Below are 16,422 nucleotides of genomic sequence, written 5' to 3'. Positions count from 1 at the left end.
CGCGTTCGAAGCAGATGAAGTCAGGGATATAGACGGCGCGAAGCGCCGTCCCCTTGTATTCGAGATTGAGCGTCGGATGCTCAACGAAGGGGATTCCCCGACGGGTGAACTCCAGAGCCAAGCTCTGCTGATAGGCCGCTTCCAGGAATCCGAGGCCCAGGACGCGGTTCACTTCATACACCGCGCCTCGAATGAGGAACGCCTCCTCCCGGTGAAGCAGGCCCTCGTCATGTCCGTGTGGTCCGTGTGGTCCGTGGTTACCGAGCTTCCCCCACGGCGGTCTAGGCTCACGCAGGGTCGGCGTGGCAGAGAGCGGGGGCGATGACCGAGAGCTTTCCTGAAATCCGCGAGGCGGTGCGCAAGCTGTGCGCCCGGTTCCCTGGGGCCTACTGGCGCGAGCTGGACCGGGAGCGCGCCTATCCCACGGCGTTCGTGCAGGCGCTGACCGAGGCCGGATTCCTGTCGGTGCTGATTCCGGAGGAGTATGGCGGGTCGGGCCTGGGGCTGGGCGCCGCGGTGGCCGTGCTGGAGGAGATCCACCGATCGGGCTGCAACGGCGCAGCCTGCCATGCCCAGATGTACACCATGGGCACCGTGCTGCGGCACGGCACGCCGGCGCAGAAGGAAGCGTACCTGCCGAAGATCGCCACGGGCGAGCTGCGCCTGCAGGCCTTCGGCGTGACCGAGCCCGACGCCGGCACCGACACCACCCGGATCTCCACGGTCGCCCGGAAGGTCGGCGACACCTACGTCGTCTCGGGCCGGAAGATCTGGATCAGCCGCGCCGAGCACTCCGACCTGATGGTCCTGCTCTGCCGCACCAGCCCGCGTCGCGACGAGAAGCCGTCGGACGGGATGAGCGTGCTGCTGGTCGACATGAAGGCGGCGGTGGGGAACGGCCTGACGATCCGGCCGGTCCGGACCATGCTGAACCACGCCACCACCGAACTCTTCTTCGAGGACCTGGTGGTGCCGGCGGCGAACCTCGTGGGCGAGGAGGGGAAGGGCTTCAGGTACATCCTCGACGGGATGAACGCCGAGCGGATCCTCATCGCCTCGGAGTGCATCGGCGACGCCCGCTTCTTCATCGACCGCGCCGGCCAGTACGCGAAGGATCGCGTGGTCTTCGGCCGGCCCATCGGCGAGAACCAGGGCGTCCAGTTCCCGCTCGCCCGCGCCTATGTGCAGATGACCTCGGCCAGCCTGATGGTCGACAGGGCCGCCGAGCTCTTCGAGGCGGGCCAGCCGTGCGGGACGGAGGCCAACATGGCCAAGCTGGTCGCCTCCGAGGCCAGCTGGTTCGCCGCCGACATGTGCCTGCAGACGCACGGCGGGTTCGGCTTCGCCGAGGAGTACGACATCGAGCGCAAGTTCCGCGAGACGCGGCTCTACCAGGTGGCGCCCATCTCCACGAACCTGATCCTCAGCCACGTGGCCACCCACGTGCTGGGGCAGCCCAAGAGTTTCTGACGCGGCGGCGTCCATGGAAATTCAACCGCGGAAGACGCGGAATGGCGCGGAAAGCGTGCTGGACTCCTTCCGCCTTTTTCCGCGTCTTCCGCGGTTGCTAGCGACAGCGCCTGCGGCGCGCAGGGGGTGAGGCGATGAACTACGAGACGATCAAGGTGACCACGCCCGAGCCGGGGATCACGGTCATCACCTTCGCGCGGCCCGAGGTGGCGAACGCGCTCTCGACGCAGATGGGCCGCGAGCTGCTGGACGTCTGGAGCCGGCTGCGGGCCGACGAGGCGCTGCGGTGCGTGATCCTGGCCGGAGAGGGCCGGCACTTCCAGGCCGGCGCCGACCTCAAGGAGCGCAACGGCATGACCGACGAGGCCTGGGCCGAGCAGCACCGCCTCTTCGAGGCGATGATCCGGGCCCAGCTCGCCTGTCCGGTTCCGGTGATCGCCGCGGTGCAGGGCGCCGCCATGGGCGGCGGCTGCGAAATGACCCTGGCGTGCGACTTCGCCTACGCCGCCGAGGGCGCCCGCTTCGGCCTGCCCGAGGCGGGCCTGGGAATCCTGCCGGGCCTCGGCGGCACGCAGCTGCTGACGCGTGCTGTCGGTCCGCGCCGGGCCATCGAGATCCTCACCACCGCCACGCCGTTCGCGGCCGAGAAGGCGCTCGAATGGGGTCTCGTCAGCGATGTCGTCCCGGCGGACGCCCTGATGGACACGGTCCTCTCCGTGGCGCGGCTGATCGCCAGCAAGGCGCCGCTGTCGGTCCGCGGCGCCAAGCGGGTAGTGCATGGCGGCCAGGACCTCGACCTGAAGCAGGCGATGGACCTGGAGCTGACCGTCTACAACCACCTCTTCACGACGCAGGATCGCCGCGAGGGTGTCGCCAGCTTCAACGAGAAGCGGACGCCCGCCTTCCGCGGCGCCTAGGGTTCAAACTCGGTTCGATATCGGCGATTTCGACAGCTTCCGACCGTCCCGGCGAATGCCGGGACCCGGATTCTGCCCGGATCTTGGGTCCGGACCCTAGCGCTTCATCCAGGGTTTCGACGCGCCGGCGGCGATGCCCGAGGCGGGTCGCTTGGCGCCGCGTCCGCCCGGGGGCTGCGGCTTGGCCTGAAGGGCCGCCGTCTTGAGCCGCAGCGCGCGCTGCATCGGGGTCTCGGGCGCGTCGTCCGGGGGCTGGGTCATGCGCCACCTTAGCACGGCGGGCGACGCTGTGCGTCCGCCTCCGTCAGGGCGCCGCGGCCGCGCGTCCCGCCGCGTGGCGCAGCACGTGTTCGACCCCGTCCACCGCCGCGTCGCCGTGGACGAGCCCCAGCATGGTGCGGTGGTTGGCCTCGGGCAGCGCCCGCAGCATGGGGAAGCGCGACCCCCGCGCGGGCGCCTGGCGGACCTCGTCCCACATCGACATCTGCGCGGTGCGAGGGCCGGCGGTGATGACGGCGACGGGCCATTCCGGGCGCAGCGGCCCGGCCGCCGCGGCCTGGGCCGCCGCAGCGCGCCAGCCCCGGACCTCGGCGTAGGCGTTGCGGCTCTGCCGTCCGGAGATGAACCCCCGTCTCTTCTCCGCGCGTCCCTGCGGCGGCAGGCCGATGCGGTCGCCCCACCAGTAGAGGGGCTTGGTCAGGCCGAGGCTCCCGGCGACGGCGCCGAACTGGGCGATCCGCTCCATCGCGGCGGCGAACCGCTCGGCCTCCGGGCGCTCCACCATCTCGGGCGTCACCGCGTCGAGCAGGACCAGGCCCACGACCTGTTGCGGGTTCGCGGCCGCGAACTGGCGCAGGTACAGCCCCGCCATGGAGTGGCCCATCAGGACATAGGGGCCCGTCTCGCCGGACGCGGCCATCAGCGCCTTCATGTCGGCGACGATCGCGTCGCCGTCCCGGGGGCGGGGCCCCGGGTCCGAGTACCCCATGCCCGCGCGGTCGTAGGCGCACGACCGGAGCCCCCTGGCCGCCAGCTTCTGCTGGATCGCGGCGAAGTCCGCCGCGCCGCTGAACGCCCCCGACTCCATCCAGACGGTGGGGCTGGCGCCCTTCGCGCCCTCGCAGACCAGCCGCAGCTGACGGCCGCCGATGTCGACCATCTCGCCCCTGGCCTTGGGAAGGCGGCTGATCACCTCGGCGGCGACGGCGACGGAGCCCCACGCGACGGCGAGGAGGGCGAGAAGCATGAGGACCCAGCGGACGACACGGCGAAGCATGGTCCCTGCCTAGCCTGTTTGCCGGGGCGTGCGCCACCACGCCCCCTTGCCGCCGCGCGCCCCATGGGCCATATGCCGCCGCGGAGATCGGCGGCGGACGAACGCCCCGCCAACCTGGTCAGGGCCGGAAGGCAGCAGCCACAACGGGTCACGGCTCGGGTCGTTGTCCGGTCTCCACCTCAGCTTCCACGCTTTTCTGAACCCTCCCACTTTCGCCGGGACCTGCCGTCCCGTTACATGGCCTGCATGGGCGAAGACTTCGAGCGCGACGATTCCCCGCCCGAGCGGGACCCGAACACCGGGGACATGTTCGGTGACGCGCCCGCGCCGGCGCCCAGGCCTGCCGCCGAGGAGCCGGGCGCGGCCTACACCGTCATCGCGCGGAAGTACCGGCCGCGCAGCTTCGACGACCTGTACGGGCAGGAGGCGATGGTGCGGACGCTGCGCAACGCGTTCGCCCATTCGCGGATCGCCCATGCCTTCATGCTGACCGGCGTCCGGGGCGTGGGGAAGACCACGACCGCCCGCCTGCTGGCGCGCGCGCTGAACTACGAAAGCTCCACCGTCCACGCGCCGTCTCTGGACCTGCGGGAGGAGGGGATCCACTGCCGCGCCATCATCGAGGGGCGGCACATGGACGTCCTCGAGCTCGACGCCGCCTCGCGCACCGGCGTGAACGACATCCGCGAGCTGACGGACTCGGTGCGCTATGCGCCGGTGGAGGCCCGCTACAAGGTCTACATCATCGACGAGGTCCACATGCTGTCGACCGGGGCGTTCAACGCGCTCCTGAAGACGCTGGAGGAGCCGCCGCCGCACGCCAAGTTCATCTTCGCCACCACCGAGATCCGCAAGGTCCCGGTGACGATCCTCTCCCGTTGCCAGCGGTTCGACCTGCGACGGGTGGAGCCGGAAGTCCTGGTCAAGAACCTGGAGATGATCTGCGAGAACGAGGGCGCGCGCGTCGAGGCCGAAGGCCTGATGCTGATCGCCCGCGCCGCCGAGGGCAGCGTCCGCGACGGACAGTCGATGCTGGACCAGGCGATCGTCCAGGCCGAGCCGGGACAGACCGTCACCGCCGCCTCGATCCGCGACATGCTGGGCCTCGCGGACCGGGCGCAGACCATCGGCCTGTTCGAGCAGATCATGCGCGGGGAGGCGGGTCCCGCCATCGAGACCTTCCGCCAGCTCTACGGCTACGGCGCCAACCCGGACCAGGTGGTGATGGACCTCCTGGACCATACGCACGGCGCCTCGGTGGCCAAGACCGTGGGGCCGCAGGCGCTGGTGATGCCGAAGGACCAGGCCCAGCGGCTGGCGGCGGTCGGGGCCGCGGTCTCTGCGGGGACGCTCGCGCGCATCTGGCAGCTGCTGCTCAAGGCCTACGAAGAGGTCCGGCGCGCGCCGGACGCGGCGGCCGCCGTGGACATGGCGCTGATCCGGCTGGCCTATGCGGCTGACCTGCCGGGACCGGAAGAAGCCCTGAAGCGCCTCCAGGCCGGCGAGTCGCCCGCCGGGGGCGGTCCCGGGTCGGGGCGGCCGACGTCGGGCGGTGGTTCCGGCGGCGGGGGGGCCGCCTCGGCCGTGGCGCGCGCGGCGATGCCCGCAGCAGCCCAGCCGTCCACCGAGCCGGTCGCCTCGCTGCAGACCTTCGAGGACCTGCTCAAGCTGATCGACCGCCGCCGCGACATCACGCTGAAGCTGGACGTGGAGCGGTTCATCCGTCCGATCAGCTTCCGCCCGGGGGCGATCGAGTACGAGCCGGCCCCCGGCGCGCCCGCCAACCTGGCCCAGCGGCTGGTCGGCCGGCTGAAGGAATGGACCGGCGAGCGCTGGTTCGTGACCGCCCAGGGCGGCGGCGGCGCCGAGAGCCTGTGGGAGAAGCAGAAGCGCGAGCAGCGCGAGGTGCGCGCCGCCATCGAGCAGCACCCGTTCGTGCAGCAGGTGATGCAGGCGTTCCCCGGCGCCGAGATCGTCGGCATCCGAAACCTGGAACAGGCGGCCGAGGCGACCCCTTCGGAAGCGCCGCCGCCGGACGAGGACGGAGACGAGGCGTGAACCGGCTGCGGACGCGGCGAGAGACTTCGGATCGCCAGGCCGTCCTGGCGCGCCTGGTGATCCAGGCGGTGGACGAGAGCGCCTGCGGCGCAGTGAGTGGGTGAGATGAAAGACCTGGGTTCCCTGATGAAGCAGGCGCAGGCCATGCAGCAGCGCATGACCGAGGCGCAGGAGAGGATCGCCGCGCTGGAAGTGGAGGGCACCTCGGGCGGCGGCATGGTGAAGCTGACGCTCAAGGGCACGGGCGAGCTGGCCCGCGTGACCTTCGACGAAAGCCTCATGGCGCCGGGAGAGGGCGAGGTGGTGGCCGACCTGGTGGTCGCCGCGCACGCCGACGCGAAGCGCAAGCTGGACGCCGCCCAGGCCGAGGTGATGCGCGAGGCCGCCGGGCCGCTGGCGGGTCTCAACATCCCCGGCATGCCGAAGTTCTGACTTGGCCGCGTCCGCCGGACCCGAGATCGAACGGCTGATCGGGCTCTTGTCGAAGCTGCCCGGGCTGGGCCCGCGCTCGGCGCGCCGCGCCGCGCTCGCCCTGCTGAAGCGCCGCGACCAACTGCTGCTGCCGCTCGCCGACGCGCTCTCCGAGGCGGCGCAGCGGGTGAAGACCTGCCACGTCTGCGGCTCGCTCGACACCCAGGATCCCTGCGCCATCTGCGCCGATCCCCAGCGGGACGCCTCGCTGATCTGCGTGGTGGAGGAGGTGGGCGCGCTGTGGGCCATGGAGCGGGCCGGGGCCTTCCGCGGCCGCTACCACGTGCTGGGCGGGCTGCTGTCGGCGCTGGACGGGGTGGGACCCGAGGCGCTGAAGGTCGGGCCGCTCGTGAGCCGCGCGACGGACGCCGGCGTGCGCGAGGTGATCCTGGCGCTGCCGGCCACGGTGGACGGCCAGACGACCGCCCACTACCTCGCCGACCGGCTGGGCGGCGCCGACGTGAGCGTCACCATGCTGGCCCGCGGAGTCCCCGTGGGCGGAGAACTGGACTGGCTCGACGACGGCACCATCGCCCAGGCGATGCGCGCCCGGCGGCCGGCCTGACGGGGGGCCGTCCGGGTCCCTAGGCCTTCGCGCTCCAGTCCAGGGGCGCGATGCGGCGCACGATCAGGCCCCAGCTCACGACGCCGGTGAGGGTGACCGCCGCGGCCACCACGAAGGCGCCTTCGAAGCCGCCCGTTCGGTCGACGATGATCCCCGTGATGATCGGACCGGTGATGCCGGCGCAGTTGGCGATGGCGTTCTGGACGCCGATCCACTTGCCCGCCGCCTTGGGCCCGGCCAGCGTCTGGCCGGTGGCGAAGATGTGCGGCCCCACCGCGCCCAGGCCCACCGCGACGACGAACAGGCTGGCGATGGCCGCCGTGGGCGGCAGGACCGCCGCCGCGGCCAGGCCGGCGGAAGCCACCAGCAGGGTGGCGACGAAGAAGAACTTGCGCACCGCGTTGGGCGATCCGCCCGCCTCGATCCGCCGGTCCGAGATCACGCCGCTGCCCCACGCCGAGGCCGCGTAGACGAGGTAGATGACGCCGCCCAGCGTCGCCATGTGGGTGAGCGAATAGCCGTGCGCCTGCACGAGGTAGAGCGGCATCCAAGAGACGATGAAGTAGAAGCCGAAGTTGACGGCGAAGTGGCCCAGGGCCGCGCCCCAGAGGTCGCGCTGGGCGAAGATGCGGGCCAGGCTCGGGCCGTCGGCGGCGTCCTCGGGTGGCGGCGCGGCCGCCAGGGTCCGCGTGGTCAGGAACCAGGGGACGACCCAGGCGAGCGACAGGGCCCCGAACAGGATGAAGATCCCGCGCCAGCCCAGCTCGGCCATCAACAGGCCGCCGAAGAAGACGCCCACCGCGGGGCCCAGGGAGACTCCCAGCAGCGTCATGGCGTTGGCCGCGCCGAGGCGGCTGGCCGGCACGTGCCGGGCGATGATGGTGGACGAGCAGGGAAAGGCCGACGCCTCGCCCAGGCCCAGCACGAGCCGCAGCACGAGCAGCACGGCGAAGCCGCTGGCGAACCCGGTGAACAGCGTGGCGAGCGACCACAGCGCGAGGCCCGCGGCCAGCGTCATGTAGGCGTTGACCCGGTCGGCGAGCCAGCCGGCCAGCACGAGGCCGGGCGTGTAGGTCCAGAAGAACGCCGAGATCAGGACCCCGATCTCGGACGCGCTCAGCGACAGCTCGGTCTTGAGCAGCGGGGCCGCGGTCGCAAGGTTCCCCCGGTCCACGTAGTTGATGAAGATCGCGAGCCCCAGCAAGGGGACGACCAGCGGGCTGAACGCCGCGCGCAATGGCGCGGCCTGCGCTTGAGCAGTCATCTGTGTCGCGTCCTCCCCCGAGTGCGGCGGATGCTGGCACGCCCCGCGGGGCGTGGCCAGAGGGCGCGCCGTCGACTCCCGACTCGCCGCGACTCACTCTGCGCGCTAGGAACACAGCATGAACGGTCTGCTTTTCCTCGCCATCGGCTGCGTGCTCCTGGCCGCGGCCGCCGTCGCCTGGGCGCTGCGCGAGCGCGGCCGGGCCAATACCGCCGAGCTGAAGGCCCGCCTCGTGGAGGGTCACGGCGACCTCCTGGCCGCGCAGCTCACGCAGCAGGCCTCGAGCCTCGCCGAGGAGATCCTCAAGCGGAACGAGGAGCAGGTGCGCAGCCGCGAGCAGCTGGCCCAGGCCCGCCTAGAGGCCCAGCTGAAGCCCGTGGCCGACACGCTGCAGAAGTTCCAGGAGCAGGTGACGGCGGTCGAGAAGGCGCGCGCCGAGGAGACCGGCGGCCTGAAGGAGCAGATCGCCCAGCTGCTCGCCGCCTCGGCCGCCACGCAGGACGAGGCCCGGAAGCTGTCGGCGGCGCTGCGCCGCGGCGCGGGCGTCCAGGGCCGCTGGGGCGAGCAGACGCTGCGCAACGTGCTGGAGGCCGCCGGCCTCGCCGCCCGCTACGACTTCGAGGAGCAGGCCTCGACCGACACCGAGGAGGGCCGCCGCCGCCCCGACGTGACGGTGAAGCTGCCGGGCGGCGGGCTGTTCGTGATCGACGCCAAGTGCTCGCTGAACGCCTTCCTGGAGCTGCAGGAGGCCACGGACGACCTCGGCCGGGACGCCGCCGGGCTGCGCCACGTGCAGAGCGTGAAGGGGCACATCCAGGGCCTTTCGGCCAAGGCCTACTGGGACCAGTTCGAGGCCTCGCCCGACTTCGTGGCGATGTTCGTGCCGCTGGACTCCGCGCTGGCCGCCGCGCTCGACCGCGCGCCGGACCTGATGAGCGACGCCATGGACCGGCGCGTCGTGATCGTGACCCCCAGCACGCTCTTCGCGCTCTGCAAGGCGGTGGCCTACGGCTGGCGCGTGGAGGAGCAGGCGGTGAACGCGCGCCAGATCGCCGACCTGGGCAAGGAGCTCTACAAGCGCATCGCGGTCATGGGCGGTCACGCCAGCTCGGTCGGCAAGGCGCTGGAGGCCGCGGTCTCGCGGTACAACCAGTTCGTGGGCTCGCTCGAGACCCAGGTGCTCACCCAGGCCCGCCGCTTCGAGGACCTGAAGGTGGATCACCAGGGCAAGGAGATCCCCGAGCTGGCCGTGATCGAGACCGGGGTGCGCCCGATCACCAAGCTGCTGGAGGCAGAGGCGCCCACGGTGCGGCTTGCGGCCGGCGGCGAGTAGCCGCAGCCTGGCCGGCCGCCGCAGGCCATGCCCGACCTTGACGCTCAACTATCGCCCGCTTACCTGCCGCCCATGGCCCTGAGAGAGATCCTCGTCGTTCCCGACGCCCGCCTGAAGCAGGTGTCCCAGCCGGTCGCGACGGTTGACGACGACCTGCGCGCCCTGATGGACGACATGCTGGAGACCATGTACGCGGCGCCGGGCATTGGCCTGGCCGCCATCCAGATCGGCGTTCCCAAGCGTGTCATCGTGATGGACCTGGCCCGGGAAGGCGAGGACCGCCAGCCGCGCTACTTCGTGAACCCCGAGATCCTCTGGGCCTCGGACGACACCGCGCCGTACGAGGAGGGCTGCCTGTCGGTGCCCGAGATCTACGACGAGGTCGAACGCCCGGCCCGGGTGAAGCTGCGCTACCTGAACTACAAGGGCGAGCAGATCGAAGAGGACGCCGAGGGCCTCTTCGCCGTCTGCATCCAGCACGAGATGGACCACCTCGACGGCGTGCTGTTCATCGACCACCTGTCCCGCCTGAAGCGCGAACAGGCCATCAAGAAGGTCAAGAAGCAGGCCAAGGCGGCCTAGTTCCCTCCCCGCGACGGCGGGGGAAGATGTCCCTCCCTTAATGGGGAGGGACAGCTCGCCGGAGGCGAGCAGGGTGGGGAAGCCGGGACCTGCACCCGACCTTGACTTCAGAACAAATAGCGAACATTCTCGCGCCATGCGGCCTGAGATCGAACGTGCGCGCCGGCTCCGCGCCGACATGAGCCGGCCGGAAGTGATCCTCTGGAGCCGCCTGAAGCGCCTCCGCGGCGAAGGCTACCATTTCCGACGGCAGGCGCCGTTCCGGGGCTTCTTCCTCGATTTCGTCTGCTACTCGCGGCGGCTCGTGGTGGAGGTCGACGGTGGCCAGCACGGTGAAGAGCCGCAGGCCGCGCACGATGCGATGCGGGACGCGATCCTGCGCCGGCATGGGTTCACGGTTTTGCGCGTCCCGACCGGCGCCGTTCGCTCGAACATGATTGGCGTGATGGAGAGCATCGTCGCCCATCTCCAGGCGGCGCCGTTGGCGCATGGGCGGACACGCCGGGCTTCGCCGGACGCGACCGGGGCTTCCCCACCCTGACCGCGCTATGCGCGGTCTGTCCCTCCCCATTAAGGGAGGGACGCCGTTACGAGCGTCGAGGCGGGTCTAGTGGTTGGGGTCGTGCGCGGCTTCCTCGCTTTCCTTCTCCACCTTGGCGACGCCTTCCCGCGCGCCTTCCGCCGCGCCCTTGGCGGCGTTCTTGATGACCTGACCGGCGTCGCCCGCGGCCTCCTTGATCTCGGCGCCCATCTCCTTGAGCTCGGGGCTGTTCACCGCGTCCCGGGTCTCGGCGGCGACCTTGCCCGCGGCGGCCTCGGCGTCGTTGCCGGCGTCGCGGCGCTCGGCCTCGGTGCACGCTCCCACCGCCAGCGCGAGGCCCAGGCTCGCGGCGATCATCAGTTTCGCCATGTCGGATGCTCCCTTGATCGCCCGGGAAACGGCCGCGCTTGCGGCGAAGTTCCCTTGGCCGCCGCGGGCGGCTAAGAGCGCGCCATGCGCCTGGCCTTCCTCGGCACTCCGGACTTCGCCGTCTCCGCGCTCGCCGCCATCCTGGACGCGGGGCACGAGGTCGTTTACGTCTATTCCCAGCCGCCCGCGCCGCGCGGGCGCGGCCATGAGCTGAAGCCGTCGCCGGTGCACGCCTTCGCCGAGGCGCGGGGGATTCCGGTGCGGACGCCGGCCTCGATGCGCGATCCCGGCGAGATCGCGGCGTTCCGGGCGCTGGACCTCGACGCCGCGGTCGTCGTGGCGTTCGGCCAGATCCTGCCGCGCGAGGTGCTGGAGGCGCCGAGGCTGGGCAGCTTCAACGTGCACGGCTCGCTGTTGCCGCGCTGGCGCGGCGCCGCGCCGATCCAGCGGGCGATCATGGCGGGCGACGCGGTCACGGGCGTCCAGGTGATGCGCATGACCGAGGGCCTGGACGAGGGTCCTGTGCTCGCCACCGCCACCGTCCGGATCGGCCCGCTCGACACGGCCGCGACCCTCCACGACCGACTGGCGGCCGCGGGCGCCGAGCTCATCGCCCGGACGCTGCCGCAGATCGAGGCCGGGACGGCCGTCGAGACGCCGCAGGCCGAGGACGGCGTCACCTACGCGAAGAAGATCAGCGCGAAGTTCGCCCGGCTGGACTGGACGAAGCCGGGCCGGGTCCTGGACGGCAAGATTCGCGGCATGTCGCCGTTCCCGGGCGCCTGGTTCGAGCTGCCGACGGAGAAGGGGCCGGTCCGGGTGAAGGCGCTGCTGTCGCGCTTCGAGGACGAGCCCGGCGAGCCGGGCGTGACCCTGGACGACGCCCTCCTGGTCGGGACGGGCGAGGGCGCCGTTCGGCTGCTGCGGGTCCAGCGCGAGGGCCGCGGGCCGCAGGACGCCGAGGTCTTCCTGCGCGGGACGCCCGTGCCGGCCGGGACGCGGCTGGGCTGATGCCCCGCTACCGCCTCCTGGTCGAGTACGACGGCCGGCCGTTCCACGGCTTCCAGGCTCAGGCCGACCTGCCCTCGGTGCAGGGGGCGCTGGAGCGCGCGGTGCTCAGGTTCTGCGGCGAGACGATCCGCGTGGGGGCGGCGGGGCGCACCGACACCGGCGTGCATGCGACGGGGCAGGTGGTCCAGGTGGACCTCGCCAAGGCCTGGCCGGCCGACACGGTCCGCAATGCGCTCAACTTCCACCTTCAGCCCGACCCCGTGGCGATCCTGTCGGCGGAGCTGGCGGAGGAGGGCTGGCACGCGCGCTTCTCCGCCACCGGCCGCCGCTACCGCTACCGCATCCTGAACCGCCTGGCGCCCCCCGCCCTGGACCAGGGCCGGGTCTGGCACGTGAAGAAGCCGCTGGACGCCGGGGCCATGCGCGAGGCCGCGCAGGTGCTGGTGGGCCATCACGATTTCACCACCTTCCGCGACCTGGCCTGCCAGGCGAAGTCGCCGGTGAAGACGCTGGACGTGGCCGACGTGCGCCGCGAGGGCGGCGAGGTGATCCTGGAGTTCGCCAGCCGCTCGTTCCTGCACCGGCAGGTGCGCTCGATGACGGGCACGCTGGCCGAGGTCGGCGTCGGCCGCTGGACCACGGCGGACGTCGCAGCCGCCCTGGCCGCCCGCGACCGCCGCGCCTGCGGCCCGGTGGCCCCCGCCGAGGGTCTCTACCTGACGCACGTGGGATACTGAGGCTGTCATCCCGCGGCGGCCTTCGGGTGGCCCTGTAGCGCAGAGTCTCTAGGTCCTGATCTTCGCCTGAAGCGAGACCGGGATGACGGGCGGCGGCGCGATCTGCGACCGGCCAGCCACTCCCCGGGCTGAGGTTATCCACGACCGTTCGGCGATGCAGCGCTTAAGCCGGGCGACGCGGCGTCCTATATCGGCGGCAGACTTCAACGGAGAGCCACCCCCTATGTCGCAGGGACCCTGGAGCCACCATCACCGCAACGCCGGCGTGGCCGACGACATCGACTTCGAGATCAAGGGCGACGACCTGCAGTTCGTCGAGATCGAGCTCGATCCGGGCGAGAGCGCCATCGCCGAAGCGGGCTCGTTCGTCTGGAAGGACGCCGCCGTCGAGATGACCACGGTGTTCGGCGACGGCTCCGGCGGCCAGGGTGCGGGCTTCATGGGCGCGCTCCTGGGCGCCGGCAAGCGGCTGCTGACGGGCGAGAGCCTGTTCACGACGGTGTTCACCAACGAGGGCCGCGGCAAGGCGAAGGTGGCGTTCGCCTCGCCGACGCCCGGCGCGATCCTTCCGATCAAGCTCGACAGCGTCGGCGGCACGCTGATCTGCCAGAAGGACAGCTTCCTCGCCGCGGCCAAGGGCGTGTCGATCGGGATCGCCTTCCAGCGCCGCATCATGACCGGGCTGTTCGGCGGCGAGGGCTTCATCATGCAGAAGCTGGACGGCGACGGCTGGGTGTTCGTGCAGATGGGCGGCGCCCTGGTCGAGCGTGAGCTGGCGCCGGGCGAGGTCGTGCACGTGGACACCGGCTGTCTCGCGGCGTTCACGCCCAGCGTGGACTTCGATCTCGAGATGGTGCGCGGCGTGAAGAGCATGTTCTTCGGCGGCGAAGGCGTGTTCTTCGCGCGGCTGACCGGCCCGGGGAAGGTCTGGATCCAGTCGCTGCCGTTCGCGCGCCTGGCGGGCCGGATGCTGGCGGCGGCTGGCCCCGGCGGCCAGAACCGCGGGGAGGGCTCGGTGCTGGGCGGGATCGGCGACCTGATCGGCGGCAACCGCTAGTCCCGCCGGCCGCGGCGACCTGGTGCGCGTTTCGAAAAGTGAGAACCGGCTTTCGGATCCGAACCCGCTCAAGCGTTTGATTCAGAGCCTCATTGTCCCGTTCAGACGGTTCCGTCTGAACGGGCGAGGCTCTAGGCTGCGCCCCGAAGCGGGGGAGACGTCGATGCGGTGGGTGGTGCTGGCCGGGATCCTGGCGGTGGCGACGGGCGCGCAGGCGCAGACCTCGCCGGTCGACGCCGTCTTCTCCCGCCTGAAGCCCCAGGAGCCCGGCTGCGCGGTCGGCGTCGAGCGGGCCGGCGAGGCGCCGATCCTGCGCGGGTTCGGCTCGGCCGACCTCGAGCACGGGGCGCCGATCACCCCGGACACCGTGTTCGAGGCCGGATCGGTCTCGAAGCAGTTCACGGCCGCGGCGATCCTGCTGCTGGCGGCCGACGGCAAGCTGTCGCTCGCCGACGACATCCGCAAGCACCTGCCCGAGATGCCGGACTATGGGCGGCCGATCACCATCGACATGCTGCTCAGCCACACGAGCGGCCTGCGCGACTGGGGCGAGGTGGCCGCCCTGGCCGGCTGGCCGCGCACCAGCCGCATCTACACGGCGCAGGAGGTCCTGCTGATCGCGTCGCGGCAGAAGAGCCTGAACTACGCGCCCGGCGAGGCCTATTCCTACACCAACACCGGCTACAACCTGGCCGGCCTGATCGTGCAGCGGGTGAGCGGCCAGACGCTGGCCGAGTTCACGAAGGACCGGCTGTTCGAGCCGCTGGGCATGACCCACACCAGCTGGCGCGACAACTTCCGCCGCATCGTGTCCGGCCGGGCCCTCGCCTACGAACCGGGGCCCGGCGGCGCCTGGCTGCAGGACATGCCGTTCGAGAACACCTACGGCCACGGCGCGCTGCTGACGACGGTGGGCGACCTCCTGATCTGGAACCGCGCGCTCAGCGAGGGCCGCCTCGGGCCCGGCGTGGCCGACCGGATGGCCGAGCGGGCGGTCCTTACCGGCGGGCGGAAGATCGCCTACGCCCGGGGCCTGATGGCGCTCACCGCGGATGGCCGGGACGAGCTGTCCCACAGCGGGGCCACCGCCTCGTACCGGGCGTGGCTGGCGAGGGTTCCGTCCGCCAGGCTTTCGGTGGCGCTGCTGTGCAACCGCGGCGACATCAATCCGGTCCTGATCGGCCGCCGCCTCGCGGATGCGTTGACGCCCGGCGCGGGCGCGCCCGCGCCGGCCGGACGGACGCCGTCCGAGGCCGAGCTCGCCGGCGTGCCCGGCCTCTACGTGGACGAACGCACGGGCCATGTGCTGCGCATCGCCGCCGACAAGGGCGAGCTGCGGCTGCGCGGCAGCGGCGTCCTGCAGCCGGCGGCCGAGCCGGGACGGTTCAAGGCCGGGGGCGCCGACTTTGTCTTCTCGGGCGCGACCGCCCAGCGGATCGGCGCGGACGGCGAGACCACCGACTACGTCCGCAAGCCGGAAGCCAAGCCCGCCGAGGCGGACCTGCAGGCCCTGGCCGGCGCCTATTCCAGCCCCGAGGCCGGCGCGGTCCTGATCGCCAGCGTCGATCAGGGCGCCCTGGTGCTGTCGCCCGCGGATCGCCCCAGCGCGGCGTATCGCCTGCAGCCGCTCCACGCCGACGCCTTCCAGGGCGGCGGAAACCTGGTGCGGGTGGTGCGGGACGCCCGCGGCCGGGTCGCGGCCCTGCGCTTCACGGGCGGTCGCGTGTACGCCCTGGACTTCCGGCGGATTCCGGCGCGGTAGGGCGTCGGGCGGTTTCTGCCCACGATCTTCGCGGTTTCGCAGCGGCGCCGCGCCGCGCTCGCATCGCCGGCCCGGCGGCCTATATTGGCGCGATGTCCGAGACTTCCATTCCCGACGACCTTGTCGGCGCGTTCCAGATCGAGGGGGAGCCCGTCCGCGGGCGCGTGGCCCGGCTGGGCCCTGCGATAGACGAGATCCTGACCGGTCACGACTACCCTGCGCCCGTGGCCAACCTCCTGGGCGAGGCGTGCGCGCTGGCCGCGCTCGTGGGCTCCAACCTCAAGTTCGACGGGCGGCTGATCGTCGAGGCGCGGGGCGACGGGCCCGTGCGCTACGTCGTGGCCGACTACGACACCTCGGGCGGTCTGCGCGGCTATTGTCGGTTCGACGGCGACGCGGTCGAACAGGCGAGCCACGGCTTCTCGGGCGCCGGCGCCCGCACCCTGCTGGGCGAGGGCTTCTTCATGATGACCGTCGACCAGGGCCCGGACATGGATCGCTACCAGGGCGTCACGGCCATCGAGGGCGAGACCCTGGCCCTGTGCGCCGAGCAGTACTTCGCCCAGTCCGAGCAGACGCCGACGCGGGTGCGCCTCGCGGTCGGCCGCGGGGACGAGTCGTGGCGGGCCGGCGGCTTCCTTATCCAGCACATCGCCGCCGACGAGGCGCGGGGCGACACCGTGGAGGCCTGGAATCGCACGCAGGCGTTCTTCGAGACCATCGGCGAGGACGAACTCCTCGACACCGGCCTCTCTTCCGACACCCTGCTGTTCCGGCTGTTCCACGAGGACGGCGTCCGCGTCTTCGGCTCCAGGCCCCTGCGCGCCTTCTGCCGCTGCAGCCAGGAGCGCATCGAGACGGTGCTGAAGAGCTTCGACGCCGCCGAGCGGGGCGAGATGGTCGAGGCGGACGGGAAGATCCGCGTCACCTGCGAGTACTGCAGCCGCGTGTACGCCGTGGAGCCCGACGCGCTGCAGGCGGCCTAGAGCCTCACCGTTCGGACGGAACC

At 71.8% G+C, this 16,422-nt stretch carries 18 protein-coding genes and 1 other RNA gene; 14 read left to right on the top strand and 5 right to left on the bottom strand.

The window, feature by feature from the left end; translation table 11 throughout:
* Positions 1 to 193 (bottom strand): GxxExxY protein (locus tag JNK30_RS08570; protein WP_293481647.1); only part of this gene is annotated, 193 nt, incomplete at its 3' end.
* 128 nt (positions 194 to 321) lie between these two features.
* Here JNK30_RS08570 and JNK30_RS08565 point away from each other — a divergent pair.
* Both JNK30_RS08565 and JNK30_RS08560 read left to right on the top strand, forming a co-directional pair.
* A complete protein-coding gene (locus tag JNK30_RS08565) occupies positions 322 to 1,470 on the top strand; it encodes an acyl-CoA dehydrogenase family protein (protein ID WP_293481646.1) in 1,149 nt (382 codons plus the stop codon).
* 134 nt (positions 1,471 to 1,604) lie between these two features.
* Positions 1,605 to 2,387, top strand: coding sequence for an enoyl-CoA hydratase-related protein (locus tag JNK30_RS08560; RefSeq protein WP_293481645.1), 783 nt, complete (start codon positions 1,605 to 1,607; stop codon positions 2,385 to 2,387).
* 96 nt (positions 2,388 to 2,483) lie between these two features.
* Here JNK30_RS08560 and JNK30_RS08555 read toward each other — a convergent pair whose 3' ends face one another.
* Positions 2,484 to 2,648: a hypothetical protein gene (locus tag JNK30_RS08555; protein WP_293481644.1), complete on the bottom strand. Its 165-nt coding sequence runs from the start codon at positions 2,646 to 2,648 to the stop codon at positions 2,484 to 2,486.
* 43 nt (positions 2,649 to 2,691) lie between these two features.
* Positions 2,692 to 3,663, bottom strand: coding sequence for an alpha/beta fold hydrolase (locus tag JNK30_RS08550; RefSeq protein ID WP_293481643.1), 972 nt, complete (start codon positions 3,661 to 3,663; stop codon positions 2,692 to 2,694).
* Positions 3,664 to 3,744: 81 nt separating this feature from the next.
* On the opposite strand from JNK30_RS08550, the gene ffs reads away from it, so the two are divergent.
* From ffs to recR, 4 genes are all read left to right on the top strand, one after another.
* An RNA gene (ffs, locus tag JNK30_RS08545) (signal recognition particle sRNA small type) lies at positions 3,745 to 3,843 on the top strand.
* 57 nt (positions 3,844 to 3,900) lie between these two features.
* Positions 3,901 to 5,721 (top strand): DNA polymerase III subunit gamma/tau, encoded by a 1,821-nt coding sequence (locus tag JNK30_RS08540; protein WP_293481642.1) that lies wholly within the window; start codon positions 3,901 to 3,903, stop codon positions 5,719 to 5,721.
* A gap of 105 nt (positions 5,722 to 5,826) precedes the next feature.
* The gene (locus JNK30_RS08535) at positions 5,827 to 6,153 is read left to right on the top strand and encodes a YbaB/EbfC family nucleoid-associated protein (protein ID WP_293481641.1); all 327 of its coding nucleotides are present in this window, start codon (positions 5,827 to 5,829) and stop codon (positions 6,151 to 6,153) included.
* A gap of 1 nt (position 6,154) precedes the next feature.
* Positions 6,155 to 6,757, top strand: coding sequence for a recombination mediator RecR (recR, locus tag JNK30_RS08530; RefSeq protein WP_293481640.1), 603 nt, complete (start codon positions 6,155 to 6,157; stop codon positions 6,755 to 6,757).
* 19 nt (positions 6,758 to 6,776) lie between these two features.
* On the opposite strand, the gene JNK30_RS08525 is transcribed toward recR, so the two are convergent.
* Positions 6,777 to 8,021 (bottom strand): MFS transporter, encoded by a 1,245-nt coding sequence (locus JNK30_RS08525; RefSeq protein WP_293481639.1) that lies wholly within the window; start codon positions 8,019 to 8,021, stop codon positions 6,777 to 6,779.
* A gap of 118 nt (positions 8,022 to 8,139) precedes the next feature.
* On the opposite strand from JNK30_RS08525, the gene JNK30_RS08520 reads away from it, so the two are divergent.
* From JNK30_RS08520 to JNK30_RS08510, 3 genes are all read left to right on the top strand, one after another.
* The gene (locus JNK30_RS08520) at positions 8,140 to 9,354 is read left to right on the top strand and encodes a DNA recombination protein RmuC (RefSeq protein ID WP_293481638.1); all 1,215 of its coding nucleotides are present in this window, start codon (positions 8,140 to 8,142) and stop codon (positions 9,352 to 9,354) included.
* 72 nt (positions 9,355 to 9,426) lie between these two features.
* Positions 9,427 to 9,936, top strand: coding sequence for a peptide deformylase (locus tag JNK30_RS08515; RefSeq protein ID WP_293481637.1), 510 nt, complete (start codon positions 9,427 to 9,429; stop codon positions 9,934 to 9,936).
* 136 nt (positions 9,937 to 10,072) lie between these two features.
* Positions 10,073 to 10,477, top strand: coding sequence for an endonuclease domain-containing protein (locus JNK30_RS08510; protein WP_293481636.1), 405 nt, complete (start codon positions 10,073 to 10,075; stop codon positions 10,475 to 10,477).
* A 66-nt stretch (positions 10,478 to 10,543) separates the two neighbouring features.
* Here JNK30_RS08510 and JNK30_RS08505 read toward each other — a convergent pair whose 3' ends face one another.
* Complete coding sequence (locus JNK30_RS08505; protein WP_293481635.1) at positions 10,544 to 10,846, bottom strand: hypothetical protein; 303 nt, start codon at positions 10,844 to 10,846, stop codon at positions 10,544 to 10,546.
* Positions 10,847 to 10,930: 84 nt separating this feature from the next.
* Here JNK30_RS08505 and fmt point away from each other — a divergent pair, with 84 nt between their 5' ends.
* The 5 genes from fmt (at position 10,931) to JNK30_RS08480 (ending at position 16,399) form a co-directional block, all read left to right on the top strand.
* Complete coding sequence (fmt, locus tag JNK30_RS08500) at positions 10,931 to 11,857, top strand: methionyl-tRNA formyltransferase (RefSeq protein ID WP_293481634.1); 927 nt, start codon at positions 10,931 to 10,933, stop codon at positions 11,855 to 11,857.
* Entirely contained in the window at positions 11,857 to 12,594 is a 738-nt protein-coding gene (gene truA / locus JNK30_RS08495; protein WP_293481633.1) for a tRNA pseudouridine(38-40) synthase TruA, read from the top strand. The genes fmt and truA overlap by 1 nt, the downstream gene beginning before the upstream one ends.
* Before the next feature lie 223 nt (positions 12,595 to 12,817).
* Positions 12,818 to 13,651, top strand: coding sequence for a TIGR00266 family protein (locus JNK30_RS08490; RefSeq protein WP_293481632.1), 834 nt, complete (start codon positions 12,818 to 12,820; stop codon positions 13,649 to 13,651).
* 163 nt (positions 13,652 to 13,814) lie between these two features.
* Positions 13,815 to 15,413: a serine hydrolase gene (locus JNK30_RS08485; RefSeq protein ID WP_293481631.1), complete on the top strand. Its 1,599-nt coding sequence runs from the start codon at positions 13,815 to 13,817 to the stop codon at positions 15,411 to 15,413.
* A gap of 92 nt (positions 15,414 to 15,505) precedes the next feature.
* Positions 15,506 to 16,399, top strand: a complete 894-nt coding sequence (locus JNK30_RS08480) for an Hsp33 family molecular chaperone (protein WP_293481630.1) — start codon at positions 15,506 to 15,508, stop codon at positions 16,397 to 16,399.
* Positions 16,400 to 16,422 lie beyond the last annotated feature (23 nt).

Origin of the sequence: Phenylobacterium sp. (assembly GCF_016793225.1) — a bacterium.
In the GTDB taxonomy this organism is placed as follows: Bacteria; Pseudomonadota; Alphaproteobacteria; order Caulobacterales; family Caulobacteraceae; genus Phenylobacterium.
This window is presented reverse-complemented; position numbering and strand designations above follow the sequence as displayed.